General features: G+C 69.1%; 19 protein-coding genes. 18 read left to right on the top strand and 1 reads right to left on the bottom strand.

Features of this window, described 5'->3' with window-relative positions; genetic code table 11:
• Positions 1–88 precede the first annotated feature (88 nt).
• The 9 genes from ACX9TP_RS31415 to ACX9TP_RS31375 all read left to right on the top strand — a co-directional run bounded on the left by ACX9TP_RS31415 (position 89) and on the right by ACX9TP_RS31375 (position 5,380).
• Positions 89–1,006 carry a major capsid protein gene (locus ACX9TP_RS31415; protein WP_482974320.1) on the top strand — a complete coding sequence of 306 codons (918 nt, stop codon included), beginning with the start codon at positions 89–91 and terminating at the stop codon, positions 1,004–1,006.
• A gap of 119 nt (positions 1,007–1,125) precedes the next feature.
• Positions 1,126–1,641: a hypothetical protein gene (locus ACX9TP_RS31410; protein WP_482974319.1), complete on the top strand. Its 516-nt coding sequence runs from the start codon at positions 1,126–1,128 to the stop codon at positions 1,639–1,641.
• Positions 1,642–1,668: 27 nt separating this feature from the next.
• Positions 1,669–2,160 carry a DnaT-like ssDNA-binding protein gene (locus tag ACX9TP_RS31405; RefSeq protein WP_482974318.1) on the top strand — a complete coding sequence of 164 codons (492 nt, stop codon included), beginning with the start codon at positions 1,669–1,671 and terminating at the stop codon, positions 2,158–2,160.
• Positions 2,157–2,537: a hypothetical protein gene (locus tag ACX9TP_RS31400; RefSeq protein ID WP_482974317.1), complete on the top strand. Its 381-nt coding sequence runs from the start codon at positions 2,157–2,159 to the stop codon at positions 2,535–2,537. The genes ACX9TP_RS31405 and ACX9TP_RS31400 overlap by 4 nt, the downstream gene beginning before the upstream one ends.
• On the top strand, positions 2,534–2,983 hold the full coding sequence (locus ACX9TP_RS31395; protein ID WP_482974316.1) for an HK97 gp10 family phage protein: 450 nt from the start codon (positions 2,534–2,536) through the stop codon (positions 2,981–2,983). The genes ACX9TP_RS31400 and ACX9TP_RS31395 overlap by 4 nt, the downstream gene beginning before the upstream one ends.
• Positions 2,980–3,402 carry a phage tail terminator-like protein gene (locus tag ACX9TP_RS31390; RefSeq protein WP_482974315.1) on the top strand — a complete coding sequence of 141 codons (423 nt, stop codon included), beginning with the start codon at positions 2,980–2,982 and terminating at the stop codon, positions 3,400–3,402. The genes ACX9TP_RS31395 and ACX9TP_RS31390 overlap by 4 nt, the downstream gene beginning before the upstream one ends.
• 31 nt (positions 3,403–3,433) lie before the next feature.
• Positions 3,434–4,582 (top strand): phage tail tube protein, encoded by a 1,149-nt coding sequence (locus ACX9TP_RS31385; RefSeq protein ID WP_482974314.1) that lies wholly within the window; start codon positions 3,434–3,436, stop codon positions 4,580–4,582.
• Positions 4,583–4,634: 52 nt separating this feature from the next.
• Entirely contained in the window at positions 4,635–5,078 is a 444-nt protein-coding gene (locus ACX9TP_RS31380) for a hypothetical protein (protein ID WP_482974313.1), read from the top strand.
• Positions 5,079–5,125: 47 nt separating this feature from the next.
• Positions 5,126–5,380, top strand: coding sequence for a phage tail assembly chaperone (locus ACX9TP_RS31375; protein ID WP_482974312.1), 255 nt, complete (start codon positions 5,126–5,128; stop codon positions 5,378–5,380).
• A gap of 18 nt (positions 5,381–5,398) precedes the next feature.
• Here the strand turns inward: ACX9TP_RS31375 and ACX9TP_RS31370 are convergent, their stop codons facing one another.
• Positions 5,399–5,794: a hypothetical protein gene (locus ACX9TP_RS31370; protein ID WP_482974311.1), complete on the bottom strand. Its 396-nt coding sequence runs from the start codon at positions 5,792–5,794 to the stop codon at positions 5,399–5,401.
• A gap of 106 nt (positions 5,795–5,900) precedes the next feature.
• On the opposite strand from ACX9TP_RS31370, the gene ACX9TP_RS31365 reads away from it, so the two are divergent.
• From ACX9TP_RS31365 to ACX9TP_RS31325, 9 genes are all read left to right on the top strand, one after another.
• On the top strand, positions 5,901–9,671 hold the full coding sequence (locus tag ACX9TP_RS31365) for a phage tail tape measure protein (RefSeq protein ID WP_482974310.1): 3,771 nt from the start codon (positions 5,901–5,903) through the stop codon (positions 9,669–9,671).
• Between the two features lie 266 nt (positions 9,672–9,937).
• Positions 9,938–10,222, top strand: coding sequence for a hypothetical protein (locus tag ACX9TP_RS31360; RefSeq protein WP_482974309.1), 285 nt, complete (start codon positions 9,938–9,940; stop codon positions 10,220–10,222).
• Between the two features lie 202 nt (positions 10,223–10,424).
• A complete protein-coding gene (locus tag ACX9TP_RS31355) occupies positions 10,425–11,006 on the top strand; it encodes a phage tail protein (RefSeq protein WP_482974308.1) in 582 nt (193 codons plus the stop codon).
• A 117-nt stretch (positions 11,007–11,123) separates the two neighbouring features.
• Entirely contained in the window at positions 11,124–11,675 is a 552-nt protein-coding gene (locus ACX9TP_RS31350) for a DUF4236 domain-containing protein (protein WP_482974307.1), read from the top strand.
• A gap of 669 nt (positions 11,676–12,344) precedes the next feature.
• Positions 12,345–13,040 (top strand): phage minor tail protein L, encoded by a 696-nt coding sequence (locus tag ACX9TP_RS31345; RefSeq protein WP_482974306.1) that lies wholly within the window; start codon positions 12,345–12,347, stop codon positions 13,038–13,040.
• 268 nt (positions 13,041–13,308) lie between these two features.
• Positions 13,309–14,319, top strand: coding sequence for a trypsin-like serine protease (locus ACX9TP_RS31340; RefSeq protein ID WP_482974305.1), 1,011 nt, complete (start codon positions 13,309–13,311; stop codon positions 14,317–14,319).
• Positions 14,320–14,468: 149 nt separating this feature from the next.
• Positions 14,469–15,200 carry a C40 family peptidase gene (locus tag ACX9TP_RS31335; RefSeq protein ID WP_482974304.1) on the top strand — a complete coding sequence of 244 codons (732 nt, stop codon included), beginning with the start codon at positions 14,469–14,471 and terminating at the stop codon, positions 15,198–15,200.
• Positions 15,194–16,261, top strand: coding sequence for a hypothetical protein (locus tag ACX9TP_RS31330; RefSeq protein WP_482974303.1), 1,068 nt, complete (start codon positions 15,194–15,196; stop codon positions 16,259–16,261). Before ACX9TP_RS31335 ends, ACX9TP_RS31330 begins: the two co-directional genes overlap by 7 nt.
• Complete coding sequence (locus ACX9TP_RS31325) at positions 16,254–18,764, top strand: TipJ family phage tail tip protein (RefSeq protein ID WP_482974302.1); 2,511 nt, start codon at positions 16,254–16,256, stop codon at positions 18,762–18,764. Before ACX9TP_RS31330 ends, ACX9TP_RS31325 begins: the two co-directional genes overlap by 8 nt.
• The last annotated feature ends 8 nt before the right edge of the window (positions 18,765–18,772 follow it).

Genomic DNA, 18,772 nt, shown 5'->3' with positions numbered 1-18,772 from the left:
TGTCTCGCGGGCTTCAGGCAGCCCTTGCCCGTGGCGCGTCCACACACCGTCGTTTCATTTCCCTCTCGCCGAGGAGGAAAGCCTTTCCATGCCTTCCATTACGCTCATCGAAGCGGCCAAGCTGAGCCAGGACGACCTGGTCTCCGGCATCATCGCCAACATCGTCACCGTCGACAGGTTCTACGGCCTCCTCCCCTTTGAGCCGGTGGAGGGGCCCGCCGCCGTCTACAACCGCGAGAATGTCCTCGGCGACGTGCAGATGCTCGGCGTCGGCGGCACCATCACCGCGAAGGCGTCCACCACCTTCACCCAGGTGACGAGCGCGCTCAAGCGCATCGTGGGCGACGCCGAGGTGGACAACTTCGTCGAGGCGACGCACTCGGACACGACGGACCAGCTCGCCGTCCAGGTTGCCGGCAAGGCCAAGGCGGTGGGCCGCAAGTACGCCAACCTCCTCCTCAACGGGACGGGCGCCAATGAGGAATTCGAGGGGCTGCTGACGCTGGCCAGTGCCGGCCAGACGCTCATCGCCGGGGCCAACGGGGCGACGCTCTCCTTCGGGCTGTTGGACGAGCTGCTGGACAGGGTGACGGCGAAGGACGGGAAGGTGGACTTCCTGATGATGCACGGGCGCACCATCCGCTCGCTGAAGGCGCTCCTGCGGGCGCAGGGCGGCGCCGGCATCGTCGAAACGCTGGAGCTGCCGAGCGGCGAGGAGGTGCTGGAGTACGAGGGCGTGCCCGTCTTCCGCAACGACTGGATGCCGACGAACCAGACGCAGGGCACGTCCACCAACTGCACCAGCATCATCGCCGGGTGCCTGGACGACGGGAGCCGGCGGGTGGGCATTGCCGGGCTGCACGCGAAGAAGGCGATGGGGATTCAGGTGAAGGACATCGGCGAGTCGGAGACGAAGGACGAGTCGATTACGCGCGTGAAGTTCTACTGCGGCCTCGCGGTGTACAGCGACCTCGCCCTCGCGGTGGCCCAGGGCGTCACCAACTAGCCCGGCCGCAGCTACGCCGGGGCGGCAGCCAGGTGGGGACGAGTCCTCCCTGGCGAGTCCCCCGCGCAGTCCAACCACGCGTCCGGCGGGTGCTGGGCGCCTTCCATGTGGAGCATGACGTGACTTCAACGACTGGAAACCGACGCACCGTGGACGTGGTGCTGGTGGGCCCCCGAGAGGGACAAACGTGCACTCTCGCGGGCTTCGACTTCAAGGACGGGGTGGCGCAGGTGCCGACGAATGCGGCCTCGGCCATTCACGTCCTCGGCAAGTACCACTCGGCCTACCCGCGGGACTCGCGGGAGTACGAGGAGGCCCATGCGCGCTGGGCGCGCACCCGGGCCGCGGGCGCCTCCGGGACGACGGGGGCCGCCCCCTCGGCGCCGGCCACCGGTGCGGACGGGGCGAAGGCCCAGGCCGCGGAGGAAGAGCGCGCGGCCATGGAGGACGAGCTGACGCGGCTGCGCGCGGAGCTGCGCGCCACGCGTGAGTCCCAGCGCGCGGCGGAGGCGAAGCTCGCCGAGGCCGCCAAGGCGCAGGAGGCGAAGCCGGCCGCCGCGCCTTCGGCGCCCCAGGAGGAGCCGCCGAAGGGGGAGAAGGGCGGCAGGGCCAAGGCCAAGGCGCACGGCGAGTAGCCCGCGCACCCACCGGAGGACACCCTCATGCCCCTCGACGCAACCCCCGGCGGCCCGGCCGCGGACTCGTACTGCACCGTGGCGGAGGCAGACGCCTACCACTCGGCGCGCGGCCACAACGCCGCGTGGGCCGCGGCGGACGTCGCCGCGAAGGAGCAGCACCTGAAGTGGGCGACGCGTCTCCTCGACGCCCACTACACCTATGTGGGGGCCCGGGCGAGCGCGGAGCAGGCGCTGGCCTGGCCCCGGCGTGGCGTGGTGCTGGACGGCTGCCCCGTCTCCTCCGCCAGCGTGCCCCTGCAGCTGAAGGGCGCGGTGGCCGAGTTCGCCTTCCGCCTCCTCTCGGAGGACTGGACGGCGGGCCTCGGCCCCGTGGTGGACGAGGGCGTCCAGGTGGGGCCGCTGCGGACGTCTCCGGAGAGGCACGTGCCCATTCCCGCCCAGGTGGCGACGCTGGTGCGCCGGCTGGTGCAGGGCGGCACGGGGGGCCTGGGCAGCCTGGAGGTACAGCGGGGATGAGCGCCCAGGCGGACAGGCTGGCCCGCAAGGCCCTCGAGCTGCTGAAGCGCTACGGCCAGGGCGCCACCCTCACCCGGCGCGCGGTGGGGGCGTACAACCCCGCGGAGTCGGCGCCGGTGGCCAGCAGCACCTCACACCCGGTGCGGGTGCTGGTGCAGGCCGACGGCGGCCAGGACGGGGACGCCCTGGCCAAGGGCGCGGCGGTGCAGGTGGGCCTGCGCAAGCTGCTGGTGGCCGCCAGCGGGCTGGCGGTGGTGCCGGCCCCGGGCGACGAGGTGGGCCCGCTGGAGGGCCGCACCTGGCGGGTGCTGCGGACGGAGCCGCCGGTGCAGCTGCAGGGCACGCCCGTCCTCTACGTGCTTCGGGTGGGCGCATGACTCTCAAGCAGACGGACGCCCGCGTGCGACGCGGGGCCAGCTTCAGCCGGCAGGTGGAGGCCTTCGCGAAGGCGGCGGAGGGAAAGGCAGGCCAGGTGGTGCGCAAGGCGGCGCTGGGCGTGCTGGCCAACGTCGTCACCGCCTCCCCGGTGGACACCGGCCGCTTCCGGGGCAACTGGCAGGTGGGCGTGGGGGCGCGCCCCTCCGGAGAGGTGGAGGGCGCGGACAAGGACGGGGCCGCCACGCTGTCCGCGGCGAAAACCGTGCTGGATGGCGCCGAGGTGGGCGACACCGTGTACCTCACCAACAACCTGCACTACGCGCGCCGGCTGGAATTCGGCCACAGCCAGCAGGCCCCGCGGGGCATGGTGCGCACCACCCTCGCCAACCTGCGCGAAATCCTCGAGGAGGCGGTGAAGGACGCGAAGGGAGGGCAGGGCCCGTGAGTGGCGTCCTCCTCGACATTCAGCAGGCGCTGGAGCTGCACGCCCAGGCGGTGCTGGCGCCCGTGGTGGGGCAGGCCGTGGCCTACCCCAACGTCCCCTTCACCCCGGTGGCGGGCGTGCCCTGGGCGAAGGTGGACCACCTGCCCGCGCGCACCGCGCCGGCCGGCGCCGGGGTGGACTCGCAGACGCGCCGCCCCGGCGTCTTCCAGGTGTCCCTCTTCTTCCCCTACGGGCAGGGGACGAAGGCGTGCACCGACGCGGCCCAGGCGGTGTGCGACGGCTTCAAGCGCGGCACCTCGCTGACTCGCGGCGCCACCACCGTCCGCGTGCAGTCCGTCTCCCCGGGCCCGGGCGCTCGCGAGGACACGTGGTGGGCGGTGCCCGTCTCGGTGTGGTGGTTGGTGCACTCACAGGATTGAGCCGCCCGCGTGGCGGCCGGAAGGAGCAGTCATGGCTTCAGCTTCAGGGCAGCGCACGGCCGTGCGGTACGTGGCCGAGTCCGCCTTCGGCGTGGCGGCGGGTACCACCTTCAAGGCCCTCCGCTTCACGGACGTGGGCCTCAACCTCGCCAAGGCGACGTACCAGTCCAACGAGATTCGGGCCGACAGGCACCGCGTCGACTTGCGCCACGGCATGCGCAGCGTGGGCGGAGACTTGGGCTTCGAGCTCTCGGTCGCCACCTTCGACGACTTCCTGGAGGCCGCGCTGGGCGGCACTTGGCAGGCCGTCACCTCGGGCGCGCTGTCGCTGGAGACTGACGCGGACACCGACACCTACGTCCGCACGGCCGGCAGCTTCCTCACGGACGGCTTCCTGCCGGGTGACGAGGTGGAGGCGAGCGGCTTCACGCAGGCGGCCAACAACGGCCGGGCCCGCGTGGTGGCCGTCACTGCCCTGGCCCTCACCGTGGACAAGGCCCTCACCGACGAGGCAGCCGGCGCCGGCCGCACCGTGGCCCTGGTGGGCAAGCGGCTGAAGTCCGGCACCGTACTGCGCACCTTCTCGGTGGAGCGCGCCTTCACGGATATCAACCAGTACCTCCTCTACCGCGGGTGCGCGGTGGACGACTTCAAGCTGTCGGTGAAGCCGGAGGAAATCGTCACCGGCACCTTCACCTTTCTCGGCAAGGACATGGTGCAGGCGGGCGCGTCGCACGCGGCCAGCGTCACCCCGCCCGGCACGCACAGCCCCTTCGACGCCTTCACCGGCAGCCTCATGGAGGGCGGGCAGGTGGTGGCCAACGTCACCAGCCTGGAGTTGGACGTCTCCAACGGCCGAAGCGTGAAGGGCGTCATCGGCCACAACAGCCCCCAGGAGATTCACGAGGGCGGCTTCGAGGTGTCCGGCAGCCTCTCCGCGTACTTCAGCGACGCGACGCTCCTCAACCGCTTCCTCGACGAGCAGGAGTCCAGCCTCGAGCTGCTGCTGCTGGACTCGAATGGCACCGACTTCCACCGGCTGCGCGTGCCCCGCCTGAAGTACACGGGCGGCGACTTGGACAACCCGAAGGAGGGCCCCGTCGTCCAGACGCTGCCCTTCACCGCGCTGCTGGACGCAGCCTCGGGCGCCGCCCTCGTGTACCAGCGCAGCAACCCGTAGCCCGTCTTCGCGCGGGCAGCCGCGCACCCCTCGCAGCCCCTGAAGGAGCACCATGGACAGCCCCAATGGTTTTGACTTGAGCAGCCTCCAGCAGCGCGACACCGTCACCCTCGACATCCTCCACCCGCTGACGGGCGAGGCCACCGGCACGCGCGTCGAGGTGGCGAGCACCGATTCCACCACCTACCGCGTGGCGGAGCGGGAGCAGCGAAACCGCCGCCTCCAGCAGCTGCAGCTGGGCAACCGCCGCGTGGCCCTCACCGCCGAGGAGTCGGAGTCGGACGCGCTGGAGATGCTCGTGCGCTGTACGGTGTCGTGGAGTGGCGTGCGCGAGGGCGGCGTAGCGGTGGCCTTCACGCCGGAGAACGTCCGCCGGGTGTACACGGCCTACCCGTGGCTGCGCCGCCAGGTGGACGAGGCCATGGCGGACCGCGCCCGTTTTTTCGAGAGCTCGCCGACGAGCTCCTCGGCTTCGCACGGCACCACTTCCGCCTGAGCCGGGAGGACGCGTCCGGCGTCTCGCTTCGCGCGCAGCTACAGCAGGTGGCGAAGTCCACCGGGCAGGTGCCGCCCGCGCTGGTGGGGGAGCACTCCCTGCCGGAGCCGCTGGCGCACGTCTGGGCGTGGTTCTGCGAGCTGAGCAACGCCAGGGGCCCGGGGGCCTTCTCGGTGGCCCCCATCTCCTACCAGGACATGGAGGCCTGGGTCCGGCTCACCGGCCACCAGCCCACCGCGGGGGAGGTGGCGTTGCTGCGCGAGCTGGACGCCGCCTTCCTCGAGTCCCTGCGAAAGGAGTGAAGGGTGGGGGCGACGACTTCAGGGAGCGGGGCCCGCCAGCTCGGCCTCGCTGCACTGCTGGCGCGTCCTGAATTCCGTCAGTGGCCTGACGACCTCTTCGCCCGTGTCGATGTCACGCACCGCGATGTGCGTGTAGCCGTCGTCCATGCGCATGTCGGCCACGCAATCGAAGGGGTCGAACTCCTCTTTGATGGCCTTCGCGCGTTCCTCACCCTTCGGGAGACGCACAACGCGGACGAAGGTGGTGTTGTACCGGCCGGCCGTTTCCAGGCGGAAGTCCGGGTCCGCGAACTTCGCGTTCTCCGAGCGGACCTCCTGCACCCGCATCTTCTCCTTCACCTTCTCCTCGTCGGAACGCAGGTCACACCCGGCTACGACGAAGAGCAGGAACGTGGATACCCAGAGCGCACGCATGGGGCGAAGCCACCACATGCCCGGCGCCTCCCGCCACTACTCATGCTTTCAGTGTTTGGCCGGCTGTCTGCTTTCGCGGCGCCGCATCTCGTGAAGGGACTCGTCCATGTCCGAAGACGTTGACCTCGCCACGCTGTCCATCCGCATCGACTCCTCCGACGCGAAGGCGGGCGTGGAGTCCCTCACGAAGCTCAGCGGCGCTGCGGAGAAGACGGAGACGGCGACGAAGAAGGTGGAAACGGCCACCGAGCAGTACCTGAAGGGGCTGGAGCGCATGGTGCGGGAGGTCGAGGAGACCAACCGGGCCCTGGAGCGCATGCGCACCGTCAGCAAGGACCTGGAGCTGGTGGCGGCTGCGGCTGGGGGGCTTCAGGCCGCGCTCGGCAACACGGCGGGGCTCCAGCACTTCAACACGCAGCTCGGCGCCAGCGACGTCGCCATGGAGCGCTTCCAGAAGTCCCTCATGGACACGGCCGCCGTGGGCCGCTTCATGGGGGATTTGGAGCGGGCGTCCCTGAAGCTGAGGGACATGCACGCGGCGCAGGAGAAGGCGGCCGCCGCCGTCCGGGACGTCCAGCACGTCACCGAGGCCGCCGAGCCGCCCGTCACGCGCCTCGCGCGCGGCCTGGGCGGGCTGGTGGGGCAATTCGTGGGCGTGGCCGCTGCCGGGGCGGCCCTTCGCAGCGCCACCACCGAGGCCCTCGGCTTCGGGACGGCCATGGCGCAGGTGAGCACGCTGCTGGACGGGGAGCAGCTGAAGATGATGGGCACCCTGGCCGAGCGGGCGAAGGCGCTGGGCGCGGAGTTCGGCCGCATGCCCACGGAACAGGCGAAAGCCCTCTACGACATCATGAGCGCCGGCGCGTCGGACGCCGCGCAGGCCACGGAGATGCTCCGCGTAGCCAACCAGCTCGCCATCGGCGGCGTCACCGACGTAGGCACCGCGGCGGATGGCCTGACGAGCATCATGGCCACCTACGGCGGCAGCCTCCGGAGTGCCACCGAGGCGGCGGATGCCATGTTCGTCTCGGCGGCGGACGGGAAGACGTCCATCGAGGCCATCGCCCGCCACATCGGCAAGGTGGCCCCCATCGCCTCACAGACGGGCGTGTCGCTGCAGGAGTTGCTGGCAGCCAACGCGGCGCTGACGAAGTCGGGCATCAAGACGGAAACGGCCCTGGAGGGCGTGCGCAGCATCCTCGCGCAGGTGGCGAAGCCCTCGGAGGACGCGGCGAAGCTGGCACGTGCCCTCGGCGTCGACTTCACCACGGCCGGGCTGCGTGCCCGTGGCTTTGCCGGCTTCATGGAGCACGTCCGGGAGCGGACGCATGGCAACACGGAGCAGCTCGCCCTGCTCGTGGGCGGCGTCGAGGCGCTGCTGCCCGCAATGGCCCTCACCGGCACCGCCTCCGCGGACTTCGCGGCCTCGCTGGAGCACATGAAGGACGCAGCAGGCCGCACCGAGTCGGCCTTCAACAAGATGGCCGAGACGCCGCAGATGAAGCTGGACCAGCTCCGCGCGCGCTTCGCCTCTCTCCAGGTGGACGTGGGGGACGGGCTGCTCTCCGCCATGGGCCCTTCCATGGACGGACTCCTCCGGCACTTCAACGAGGTGACGACGGCCGCGCGGTACCTCGGCGAGGGGCTGGCGGTGCTGGCCACTGTGCGCGCGGCGGGGTGGGCCCAGGACTGGACGAAGGCGCTGGCGGACAAGGCCGGGGCCGCGCGCCAGGCCCGGGACGCCATGACGAACGCCGCGCTCGCGGATGCGGCGTACTCCCGCCGGGTGACGGAGAGCCGGGCGGCGGCACTGCGCAATGCGCTGGCCATGCTCCAGCAGCGACAGGCCGCCCTCGAAACGGCCGCCGCGCTGGAGGGCCCCTTCACGGTGGCGCACACCCGCGCGGCCATCGCCTCCAACGCGCTGGCGCAGGCGAAGGCGAAGGAGGCTCTGTCCATCGAGGGCGCGTCCTTCGCGGCGCGGGCGGGCTCCGCCGCGCTCAGCGCGCTGGGAGGCCCCATCGGTATCATCACCACGGCCCTGGGACTGGCGGCGACCGCCTACTTCGAATTCGGCAGGGCCGCGGAGGAGGCGAGCGAGAAGGCGAAGCAGGCTATCCGCGAGAGCGGGGCCGCCGCGGATCGGGGCAGCCAAATCATCACCGACCTCCAGGCTCGCCTGAAGGTGGAGAAGGACCTGACGAAGCAGCAGGAGGCCTACAACCTCGCCCGGCTGGAGTTCATCAACCTCGGGCCGAAGTACGAGAAGGCCCTCAGCGCTGGGACGGGCACCATGGAGGGCATGCGCGCCGACTTCGAGCGGATGGTGAAGGCCGACCTCGTGGACGCGCGTCTGGAGCAGGAGCGCCTCAAGAAGTACTGGGCAAACACCGAGAAGGCGATTTACCGAGATGCGGTCGGCGACACGCGACGAGCTAGCCCCGAGCGTCTGCGGCAGGGGGTCGCAACGGACGAATACTGGCGCATTCCGGAGGAAGTCCGGGCGACGGACAAGTACAAGCGGCGCTCGGACAAGGAACTGAAGCCCATCGAGGAGGAGTTGAAGGCCCAGCGCGAGCGGGAGGTGCAGCTGCTCAAGGCGCAGCAGCGACTCGACGACGCCGCGAAGGCCTCCAACACGCTGACGGAGGAGGAGGAGAAGCGCGCGGCCACCACGGCGAAGGTGAATGCCGCCACGTCGCAGTCCGCCCAGTCCCTCCTGGACGACGTGAAGGCGAAGGAGGCGGCGGAGAAGAAGGCCACGGCGTGGCTGGCGCGGCTGGAGGAAGAGGCGCGCGCGCTCGGGAAGACGAAGGGCGAGGCGTTGGAGTTGAGCGACGAGTACGCGGCCCTCACCGCCGAGCAGAAGCGGCAGGCGGATGTGGCCATCGCCAAAATCAAGGCAGCGGAGGACGCCAAGGCAGCGGAGAAGGCAGCCGCCAAGGCCGAGGAGGAGCGCACGCGCATCCTCCAAGAGCTCAACCGCGAGCTGGGCAACCCCGGGGCGGAGAAGTACGCGCAGGCCCAGCGCATCCTCCATGAAGAGCTGGACCAGGGGCGCGTGTCCCTCTCTGCCTACCAGGCGCAGATGGCCAAGGCACGCAGCCTCTGGACGGAGGAGGGGAAGGCGGAGACCCAGCTGGCGAAGGAGTTGGAGCAGCTCCCGCGCCAGCTCAACCCGCTCCTCGAAGCCCAGAAGCGGATGGACATGGTGAACCGCCTCTTCAAAGAGGGCCGGCTGGGCGCGGAGGCCTACCGGAAGGAGGTGGAGCGCCTCCAGGAGCAGCTCTCCACCGGCTTCGCGCTGGCGAAGGACTCCATGGTGGCGGCCACCCAGCACATGGAGGACGCCTTCGTCACCTTCGCCACCACCGGCAAGCTGGAGTTCGGCAGCATGGTGGACGGCATCCTCAAGGACATCGCCCGCCTCATGGCTCAGCGGGCCTTCGTCGCGCTCCTGGACTCGGCCACCAGCGCGCTCGCGGGCGCATGGGGCGGTGGAGGCGGTGCCGTGGTGGGCGGCGCGGACCTGTCCGGCATGTTCGGCGCCATGGTGGGCGGCGCTCGGGCCGCGGGCGGGCCGGTGCGGGCAGGCCATGCCCACGTGGTGGGGGAGCTGGGGCCGGAGCTATTCGTCCCCAGTAGCTCCGGCACCATCGTCCCCAACAAGGCGCTGGGCGGCGGCGAAGTCCACATGTCCGTCCAGGTGGTGGTGAACGCGGACGGCTCCTCGTCCGTCGACGTCCAGTCGCAGGGCGGCCACGAGGAGGCGCAGCGCATGGGCCGGCACCTGGCGGACACCATCCGCAAAGTGGTGGGCGAGGAGCTGCAGCCCGGCGGCAGCATCTACAACTTCACGTGGCGACGGCGGGGATAGGCCAAGTCACCTCATCGAGACGGCGCGCCTGCGCGGTGAGGACCCCGGGCACTACCTGCGGCGCGCTGCACTGGTCGCCATCGAGAACCAGGGCACCGTTACGCTCCCGAAGAATCGGGACTGACGTCCACGCCAGTCGGTCCTCCCGGCCGGGTCAGGCCTGCACAGGGACGGGGCACGGCGAAGCGTTACTCACAAACGCCCCGCACGCCATCTGCCTAAATGGTCGTCATTCCGAAAGCCAAAGCCTGAGTTGGGAGCAAACGATGAAGCGATTCCTGATGTCTTCGGTATTCTTGTTATCCGTTTTTTCAGCGCAACAGGCATCAGCGAAAGAAGGCAAAATCGTGAAGGGAGCGAGCGGAGCCAGTTGGTGCTGCCCAGACGGGAAACCGGACTTCGGTTGCGAGAAGCAGACGAGCGGCCCTCCCATCGGCGCCGGCAAGCTCTGCGATTTTGCCAGCAAGTCCGTGCCGAATGTGCCGAACGACGACGTGGACACGCGGCGTGAGTCGGCACCAAAGATGGCGCGGCCAGATTCACCGTCTTGATGAGCTAAGGATAGGGCGTAAGTGTTCGCCGTGCCCCGTCGCGATGGGGCACGGCGAGCACTTACCTCTTCTCTCCGTGATGGCCTCCCTGTGTGGCGTAGGGAGGTTCCACGTCAGGCTTCGCTCGTCACGGGGCAATGCGAACTCTTACGTCGTGAAGAGCATCCGGAAGGCGTCCACGCTCCTGCGGAGGATGAGGGACATGGACCGCTTCTCCTTCACCCCCGACTTCGGCGCGCAGCTGGAGAGCCAGCCCCGGGTGCGCAAGGCGCAGTTCGGCGACGGGTACTCGCAGCGCTCGGAGGACGGGGCGCGCGGGCTGCTTCAGCGCTGGTCCGTCCAGTTCACCGCGCGGAAGAAGACGGAGGCGGACGCGCTGGACGCCTTCCTCCGCGCGCACCGCGGGGTGGCCGCCTTCGAGTTCGTCGTTCCGGACAGCGCTTGGGCCGTCACCGGCTTCCGTTTCGGCACGGGGGACGGCGCGCGCACCCAGTTCCTCCTGCAGCGCCCGCTGTCCCCGGAAATGCCCGGCGAGCTGGTGCCCGCGACAGGGTGGGGCGCCGCCCCGCTGGTGTACCGCGACGGCGTCCTGGTGGCGGCCACGGGCTACGGGCTCTCCAACTCCGGGCTCATCACCTTCACCGCCGCGCCTGGTGCCGGCGCCGTCCTCACCTTCAGCGCGTCGGGCGCGCAGGTGCTGCGCGTCGTCTGCGAGAGGTGGACGTCCGTGTTGAAGGGTTTCAACGCGTACGACGTGTCCGCCGAGTTCGAGGAGGTGGCGTAGGGACTATGAAAGCCGCGCGCATCGCAGAGTCCATCGTGGGCGGTTTGCATGTAGTGGCAGCAGAGCTTCAGAATGCGTCCCAGCAGGGCGCGATGCGCCCGCAGGGGGCAATCAGCCATGGGATTTCGCTTCCGCAAGAGTTTCAAGCTCGCGCCCGGTGTTCGCGTCAACTTCGGAAAAAAGGGCGCGTCGTTCAGCCTGGGCAGACCTGGGGCTACGGTGAACGTCTCCTCAAAGGGCGTCCGCGCCACTGTCGGGCTTCCAGGAACGGGGCTGTCCTACTCAGCCTCGGTGAGTGAGGGCAAGCAGCGGGTGTCCACCAAGCGCAACATGATGAAGGCCTCTCCCCGCGCTCGTGAGGTCACTGCGGCGCAAACAGAAGACAACCCGCCAGCAGGTAATGCCATGGCCATGGTGGAGCGCATGGCCATCCTCTCGGCACATGTTGAGGAAGAAGTTCGTGGCGGCGCGCGCGTCGTGAGCCAGAAGGAGACGGTGGCGGTTTTTGCTTACGGGTCGAGGGCCAGTCACGGCCTGCACTTCATCCTGACGCTCGTCACCATTGGGCTCTGGCTGCCCATCTGGTTCATCGTTGCGCTCTCCTCTGCCGAGACCCGGAGGGTGATGCGGGTAGATGAGTATGGGCGGCTAATCCGTGTGCGCGGGTGAGGTACGTGTCAACCCTCTTGGCAGGGACTTCCCGCACTCAGGATTTCTACGCACACAGAGCCGAATGAGAAGTGCACCTGCCACTTCTTCCCGCCCGCTCTGCGCTCCAGCCGCGAGCGGGAATCGTGAGCGTCGGTTTAGTCGTGAAGCGTGGTGAGGATAGCAAACGCACCCTGAGCGCGGCCTCGAAGCCAATCGCCAAGTGGCACATGTCAGACACTTCAGTGATTCGAGCGGGCCGACGCCAACCACGTCAGGCATTCTGGCGGCCCACGCATCTCCAGGGAGGTAGCCATGCGAGCGATTCTGGTGTTGGCGTTGGCCAGCAGCCTTGTAGCCTGTGGCGGTGTCGAGGCAGACGTCGGAGAGGAGCCCACGAGGGAAACCCAGGGGCCCTCTGCGATGGCCTGCCCGGTCCCGCCTCCCCACTACAACTATCCGTTCTGCGAGGACATGGACGGGCAGAGTTGCCCAGTCTCCGGTTACTGGTCCAACTGCTATTGGCTTACCGCGTGTGAGCCATCCCAGTGTCGCTGCGACAACGGGGCCTTGAACTGCTTCAACTGGTAGGAGCCCAGGTGGAGGACTGCTTCGCCGCAGCGATGGGCGAAGCAGCAACCTGCGGTGATGCCCGGGACGGCGTCCACGCCGCCGCCGAGGATGGCAGGCATGGGTATTACCGAGGACATCCAGAAGCTGGAGCCGGGCACGCTCGTGGAACTCTTCGTGCTGGACGCCAGCGCGCTGCCGGGCGGCGGCATCAACTACTTTCACGCTGGCACCAACGGGCTGGGCGGGCCGGTGGTGTGGCAGGACGCGGAGTACCAGCCGTGGCCCATCCAGGCCCGGGGCTTCGACAAGTCCGGCACCGGGCGCCTGCCGCGGCCCACGCTTACCCTGGCCAACGTGCTGGGCACGGTGGGCGCCCTGGCACGGGACTTCAATGACCTGCTCGGCGCGCGCGTCATCCGCAAGCGCACCTTTGTCCGCTACCTCGACGCGGTGAACTTCCCCGGCGGCCTCAACCCCTCCGCGAGCCCGGTGGACGCCTTCCCGGACGACGAGTTCGTCATCGACCAGAAGACGACGGAGAACAAGCACCTCATCGAGTTCACTCTTGCGGCGCGGTGCGACCTGGACGGCGTCCGCATTCCCCTTCGTGTCATCACGCAGATGTGCGGCTGGGAGTACCGGGGCGAGGGGTGCGGCTACGCGGGCCCGCCCGTCGCGAAGGTGGACGACACCCCGACGGCCACACCGGCCGAGGACCGGTGCGGGAAGCGCCTCGCGAGCTGCAAGCTGCGCTTCGGAACGGCCGCCGTCCTTCCCTACGGGGGCTTTCCCGGGGTGGGACTCCTGCGCTGAGGCAGGCCATGCCCACCCTCAACATCGCCAAGAGTTCCAGCCCGCATACAGCGGCGCAGTCTGTGCCGGCGACCGAATCCCGCTCGACTATGCACTGCCCGAGGGCTGCTGGCATGACGGTGGCGCCAATGCCTCTGGAGGCCCGAATGTCCAGGCATTAACCATACCACAGGTCATGCAAGCAAACGGACCGAGGATGTCCTTTCCCAATCCAGCCCGTACTAATCTTGGGGCCACGCCGCTAATGGCGAACACGGAGGTGTCTCCGATGGTGAAGCTCATGGTGTTTGTGGTTGCTCTTGCGCTGGCCGGATGCGGAGCCGTAGAGGATGGGCTACCAACCAGCAAAGGTACCGACGTTGCGTCAATCGAGTCCGAAATCATCAATGGCACAGTGACCGCTGACTTTCCGTCGGTCGGCCTGACGAATGGCTGCTCAAGTACGCTCATAGGACGCCGCACGGTTATCACCGCCGCGCACTGTGTGACGTCAAATGGCCAGAGGAGTTCCTTTTGTAGCAATGGGTACTGCGTGAATGGCACCTACTACAAACACCCAAGCTACACAACCAATGGCTATTTTTACGACATCGCCGTGCTGCGACTGGATTCGGACTTTACGGCGCTCAGCGGAATCGCACCCACCCGAATCGCCAATAGCGCTCCGTTCGTTCACATGACCATTGATATTGTTGGTTTCGGCTGCACGAATTGGGACACAAAGGCAGGCATCGGCATCAAGCGCTATGGGAGAAACAGTCTTCATGATGTCGATCCGCTCAAGATTCAATGGGACGGCACCACCGACGCGCGTGTGTGTCCGGGAGACTCGGGAGGAGCTGCATTCAGCGTTGGTATCTACGGCTATGTTACTGACTGTCAGGTTGGCGTGCTCAGCCATCGCCAATCGGAGTCGGATGGAAGAGACGATGTCGCTACACGCGTCGATGCCACCGCCGGCTGGGTGCGTAGCGTCGCCGCAGACGCCACCATCCTCTCTTGCGACCAGACGCTGTGTGGAGACGGGACGTGCCATCCCGGAGAGAGAGAGCTCAACTGTCCTACCGATTGCCCCCCGGTTTGCGGCAACTTCATTTGTGAGAGCGGTGAAGAAGGGGTGTGCACTGATGATTGTCCGCCATGTGGCGATGGTGTTTGCACCATGTTTGAACAGGATGGCTCTTGCTATGCCGACTGTGGAACGTGTGGAAATTTAATTTGTGAGCCTAGTGATTACGACCGCGCCCTCATTTGTAGCGATTGTTGGGGGCCATTCTAGCTGGAGATGAGGGCCCGGGCTGCGAAGCATTGCCTCGTAGCCTGGGCTCTCGTGGCTTGTTCTGCCCATGCGTGACGGACGACGTCCACGGCGGAGGAGAAGAACAGGATGCGCGCACGCCCGCGCGCTCTTGTTCTCGGAGCCCACGCATGCCCGCTACTGCCGAGCTGGAGCTGCCTCCCAACATCCTCACCGCCGTGATCGCGCACGCGAAGGCTGAGTGCCCCCGCGAGGCGTGCGGCCTCGTGGTGCTGGTGGCTGGTGCTCAACGGTATGTGCCGTGCCGGAACCAGGCTGAGGGGCAGGCTCACTTCATCCTGCACCCGGAGGACTACGCGCGGGCGGAGGCCGAGGGCGAGGTGCTCGCCGTCGTCCACTCCCACCCCAACGCCGCGCCGGAGCCGAGCGAGGCGGACCGCGTGTGCATGGAGCGCTGGGGCCTGCCCTGGCTCATCATCAACGTCCCCGTGGGGCACTGGCGCGTCTGGTACCCCAGCGGGTACCGGCCCCCGCTCATCGGCCGGCCCTTCAGCCACGGCGTGCTGGACTGCTTCAGCCTCATCCGTGACTACTACGCGGAGCGGCTGGGGCTTCAGCTGCCGGACTTCCACCGGCCGGACGCGTGGTGGGAGAAGGGCGGCAACCTCTACCTGGAGGGGTATGCCGAGGCTGGCTTCCTGGACGTCACCGGCAGCGCGCTGCGCGAGCACGACGTCCTCCTCATGCAACTGCGCTCGCCGGTGCCCAACCACGCGGGCGTGTACCTGGGCGCGGACGTTGTCCTCCACCACCTCCAGAATCGCCTCTCCGGAAGGGAGACGTACAGCGGCTTCTGGGAGCGAATCACCCGGAAGGTTGTGCGGCACCGCAGCCTATGCTGACGACGGTGGTACTCGGCGGCCCGCTGGGCCGGCGCTTCGGGCGGGTGTGGCGGCTGGACTTGGGCGTGCCTTCCCCGGCGGAGGCGGTGCGCGCCCTGTCCGCGGTGTGCGAGGGCTTCGCCCGGTACCTGGTGGAGAACAGCGAGCCGGGCTTCCACGTCTTCGTCGGCAAGCAGGACGTCGGCGCTGAGGAGCTGGCGACGCCCGCCGGCAGCTCGCGCGTCATCACCGTCATGCCGGCCCTGGCCGGGGCCAAGTCGGGCTGGTTCCAGGTGGTGCTGGGCGCGGTCCTCATTGCCGGTGGCGCGGTGCTCTCCGTCTACGGCTTCGGCGCCGGCACGCCGCTCATCACCATGGGCGCCTCCCTCGTGGTGGGCGGCGTCTCGCAGCTGCTCTTCGCGCCGCCCACGCCCCTGGCGCCGGTGGAGCGGCCGGAGAATCAGCCCTCGTACACCTTCAACGGGCCCGTCAACACGCTGGGGCAGGGGCACCCGGTGCCCATCTGCTATGGGGAACTGGAGGTGGGCAGCTGCGTCATCTCCGCGGGCATCGTCACGGAGTGGAATGCCGGGGGCGGCTTCGGCGGCACTGGCGGGAGTGGACAACACGGGCCCGGGGGCGAGCCGTCGGGCGGTGGCGGCTGCCCCGCGCCGTGGGTGCCCGTCCTCCTAGCGGACGGCCGCGAGGTGCCCGCGGGCGAGCTGCAGGTGGGCGATTGGGTGCGCACGCAGCACGAGGCGACGCTGGCGTGGGGGGACTTCCCCGTCACCGGCGTGGCCCACCTCGAGGCCGACTGCTGGCGCGTGGAGCTGGAGGACGGCAGGGCCTTCGAGGGCACGTACAACCACCGCGTGCGCACGGACGAGGCTTGGGCGGAGGTGCGGCACCTGGTGCCGGGAGCGTGCCTCCTGGGGGCCTTCCCGGGCGTGGTGCGGCAGGTAGCGCCGTGCGGGCGCGGGCCCGTCGTGCGCATCACCGTGGAGGACGCGCACACGTACCAGACGGCCGGCTTCCTCTCTCACAACGTGAAGCAGGCGGACCCGGAGGCGCCGGATGTCTGAGAGGGGCCCCCTCATCGGCTACGGCGGCAACACCGGCGGCAAGGGCGGTGGCGAGGCCCAGCGCGCGCCGGTGGAGCGCCCGGACACGCTGAAGTCCTCCGCGCACGCGCGCGTGCTGGACCTCCTCTGCGAGGGCGAAATCGAAGGACTCGTTGACGGGCTGAGTTCCGTCTACCTCGACGGCGTGCCGGTGCAGAACACGAACGATGGAAGCTTCAACTTCCGCGACGTCACCCTCTACGTCGTCAGGGGCACGCAGTCGCAGGAGTACATTCCTGGCTTTCCCTCGGCGGAGGCGGAGTACGTCGTCAACACCGAGGTGAAGAAGGACACGCCGGTGGTGCGCACCGTCACCGACGCCACCGTGGACGCGGTGCGCGTCACGGTGCAGGTGCCGCAGCTGTCCCAGCAGCACCCCGTCACGGGAGACCTGGTCCCCGACATTGTCTCCCTGGCTGTCGACGTGCAGAGCAACGGCGGCGGCTACGTCGCCCAGGACTTGAAGGGGGCGGGCACCATTGCCGGCAAGTGCACCAGCCCCTACGAGAGGACGTACCGGGTGGAGCTCACCGGCAGCCCGCCGTGGGACATCCGCGTGCGGCGCCTCACTGCGGACAGCGGCTCCGCGACGCGGCAGAACAAGACGTACTGGAAGTCCTACGCCACGCTGGTGGACGAGAAGCTCAGCTTCCCCAACAGCGCGCTGTGCGCGTTGCAGGTGTCAGCGCACCAATTCCAGTCCATTCCCACGCGCAGCTACCGCATTCGCGGGCTGAAGGTGCGGGTGCCCTCCAACTACAACCCCACCACGCGGGCGTACACCGGCACGTGGGACGGCACGTTTCAGGTGGCGTGGACGGACAACCCGGCGTGGTGCTTCTACGACTTGCTGACGACGAAGCGCTACGGCCTGGGCCGCTTCCTCAACCCGGCCCACGTGGACAAGTGGGGCCTGTACACCATTGCCCGCTACTGCGACGAGCTGGTGCCGGACGGGAAGGGCGGCATGGAGCCGCGCTTCCGCTGCAACCTCTACCTCCAGACGCAGGCGGACGCGTACCAGGTGGTGAATAACCTCGCCTCCGTCTTCCGGGGCATGACGTACTGGGCCAGCGGCGCGGTGTACGTGGCCCAGGACGCGCCGCGCGACGCCGAGTACCTCTTCACCCCTGCCAATGTGGTGGAGGGCCTCTTCACCTACTCCAGCAGCGGCCGGCGCGCGCGCCACACCGTGGCGCTGGTGACGTGGAACGACCCGGCCAACCACTACCAGTCCGCCAAGGAGTACGTCGCCGACGAGGAGGGCCTCGCCACCTACGGCTACAACCCCACGGAGGTGGTGGCCCTGGGCTGCACCTCGCGCAGCCAGGCGCAGCGGGTGGGCCGGTGGCTGCTGTACACCGAGAGGCTGGAGACGGAGACGGTGGTGTTCCGCACCGGCCTCGAGGGGGCGCTGCGCAACCCGGGCGCCGTGGTGAAGGTGCTGGACTCGCACCGGGCCGGCCGCCGCTGGGGCGGGCGCGTGGTGGCCGCCACCGCCTCCCTGGTGGAGCTCGACTCGGACGTCACCGTGGAGGCGGGCAAGGCGTACACCCTCTCCGTGGTGCTGCCGGACGGGAAGGTGGAGGAGCGCCCGCTGGCTCCGCTGGCCCCGGCGCCGTACCGGGCCCTCACCGTGGCCCAGCCCTTCTCCGCGGCGCCCGCGCCCCAGGCCGTCTGGGTGCTCGCCGCGTCCGACTTGGCGCCCACCACGTGGCGCATTCTCAGCGTCAGCGAGGTGGAGCCGCACGTGTATGAAGTCACCGCGCTGCGCCACCACCCCGGCAAGTACGCCGAGGTGGAGTACGGGGTGAAGGTGCAGCCGGTGCCCAGCTCGGTGCTGCCCTCGTCGGCGCCGCCCGCGGGACTGGTGCTGGGGGAGAGCCTCTACAAGACCACCAACGGCGGGCTGAAGGTGTCCCTCAACGCGCGGTGGACGCAGCACCCGGGCGCCACCGAGTACGTGGTGCGCTGGCGCCAGGCCGGCGGCAACTGGGCCACCGAGAAGGGCGTCCAGGTGCACTTCTGGGAGTTGCGGGACGTTGCCCCCGGCCCCTATAGCGTCCAGGTGGCTGCCGTCCTCAACGGCCTCGTCACCGCCTTCGCCGAGGCCTCGTACACGGTGCTGGGGAAGGCCGCGCCGCCCTCGGACGTCGTCGGCTTCGCCTACAGCCTCAACGGCAACACGGCCACCCTGCGGTGGGCGGAAATCCCCGACTTGGACAGGGACATGTACGAGCTGCGCTTCGGCGGCACCTCCTGGGAGAGCGCCACCTTCGTCGCCAAGGTGCGCGCCACCGCGCACGAGTGGCCGCTGCCGTCGCCCGCCAACTACACGGTGTGGCTGAAGGCCGTGGACACCTCGGGCAACCCCAGTGCCAACGCGGCGTCCCTCACCGTGCTGGCCACGCCCACCACGCCGGCCTCCGTCACCATGACGGTGTCCGCCACGCCGCCGGCCTGACGGAGAAA

It is taken from the genome of Pyxidicoccus sp. M15 (genome assembly GCF_056858435.1).
Note: the sequence above shows the minus strand (reverse complement) of the source record. Positions and strands in the feature narration are given on the sequence as shown.

Coding starts and splice junctions, on each gene's coding strand:
- ACX9TP_RS31370 (WP_482974311.1), bottom strand. CDS start 5,794: ATGCGTGCGCTCTGGGTATCCACGTTCCTGCTCTTCGTCGTAGCCGGG.
- ACX9TP_RS31345 (WP_482974306.1), top strand. CDS start 12,345: ATGGGTATTACCGAGGACATCCAGAAGCTGGAGCCGGGCACGCTCGTG.
- ACX9TP_RS31325 (WP_482974302.1), top strand. CDS start 16,254: ATGTCTGAGAGGGGCCCCCTCATCGGCTACGGCGGCAACACCGGCGGC.
- ACX9TP_RS31385 (WP_482974314.1), top strand. CDS start 3,434: ATGGCTTCAGCTTCAGGGCAGCGCACGGCCGTGCGGTACGTGGCCGAG.
- ACX9TP_RS31360 (WP_482974309.1), top strand. CDS start 9,938: ATGAAGCGATTCCTGATGTCTTCGGTATTCTTGTTATCCGTTTTTTCA.
- ACX9TP_RS31405 (WP_482974318.1), top strand. CDS start 1,669: ATGCCCCTCGACGCAACCCCCGGCGGCCCGGCCGCGGACTCGTACTGC.
- ACX9TP_RS31365 (WP_482974310.1), top strand. CDS start 5,901: ATGTCCGAAGACGTTGACCTCGCCACGCTGTCCATCCGCATCGACTCC.
- ACX9TP_RS31400 (WP_482974317.1), top strand. CDS start 2,157: ATGAGCGCCCAGGCGGACAGGCTGGCCCGCAAGGCCCTCGAGCTGCTG.
- ACX9TP_RS31415 (WP_482974320.1), top strand. CDS start 89: ATGCCTTCCATTACGCTCATCGAAGCGGCCAAGCTGAGCCAGGACGAC.
- ACX9TP_RS31355 (WP_482974308.1), top strand. CDS start 10,425: ATGGACCGCTTCTCCTTCACCCCCGACTTCGGCGCGCAGCTGGAGAGC.
- ACX9TP_RS31330 (WP_482974303.1), top strand. CDS start 15,194: ATGCTGACGACGGTGGTACTCGGCGGCCCGCTGGGCCGGCGCTTCGGG.
- ACX9TP_RS31340 (WP_482974305.1), top strand. CDS start 13,309: ATGGTGAAGCTCATGGTGTTTGTGGTTGCTCTTGCGCTGGCCGGATGC.
- ACX9TP_RS31350 (WP_482974307.1), top strand. CDS start 11,124: ATGGGATTTCGCTTCCGCAAGAGTTTCAAGCTCGCGCCCGGTGTTCGC.
- ACX9TP_RS31395 (WP_482974316.1), top strand. CDS start 2,534: ATGACTCTCAAGCAGACGGACGCCCGCGTGCGACGCGGGGCCAGCTTC.
- ACX9TP_RS31380 (WP_482974313.1), top strand. CDS start 4,635: ATGGACAGCCCCAATGGTTTTGACTTGAGCAGCCTCCAGCAGCGCGAC.
- ACX9TP_RS31335 (WP_482974304.1), top strand. CDS start 14,469: ATGCCCGCTACTGCCGAGCTGGAGCTGCCTCCCAACATCCTCACCGCC.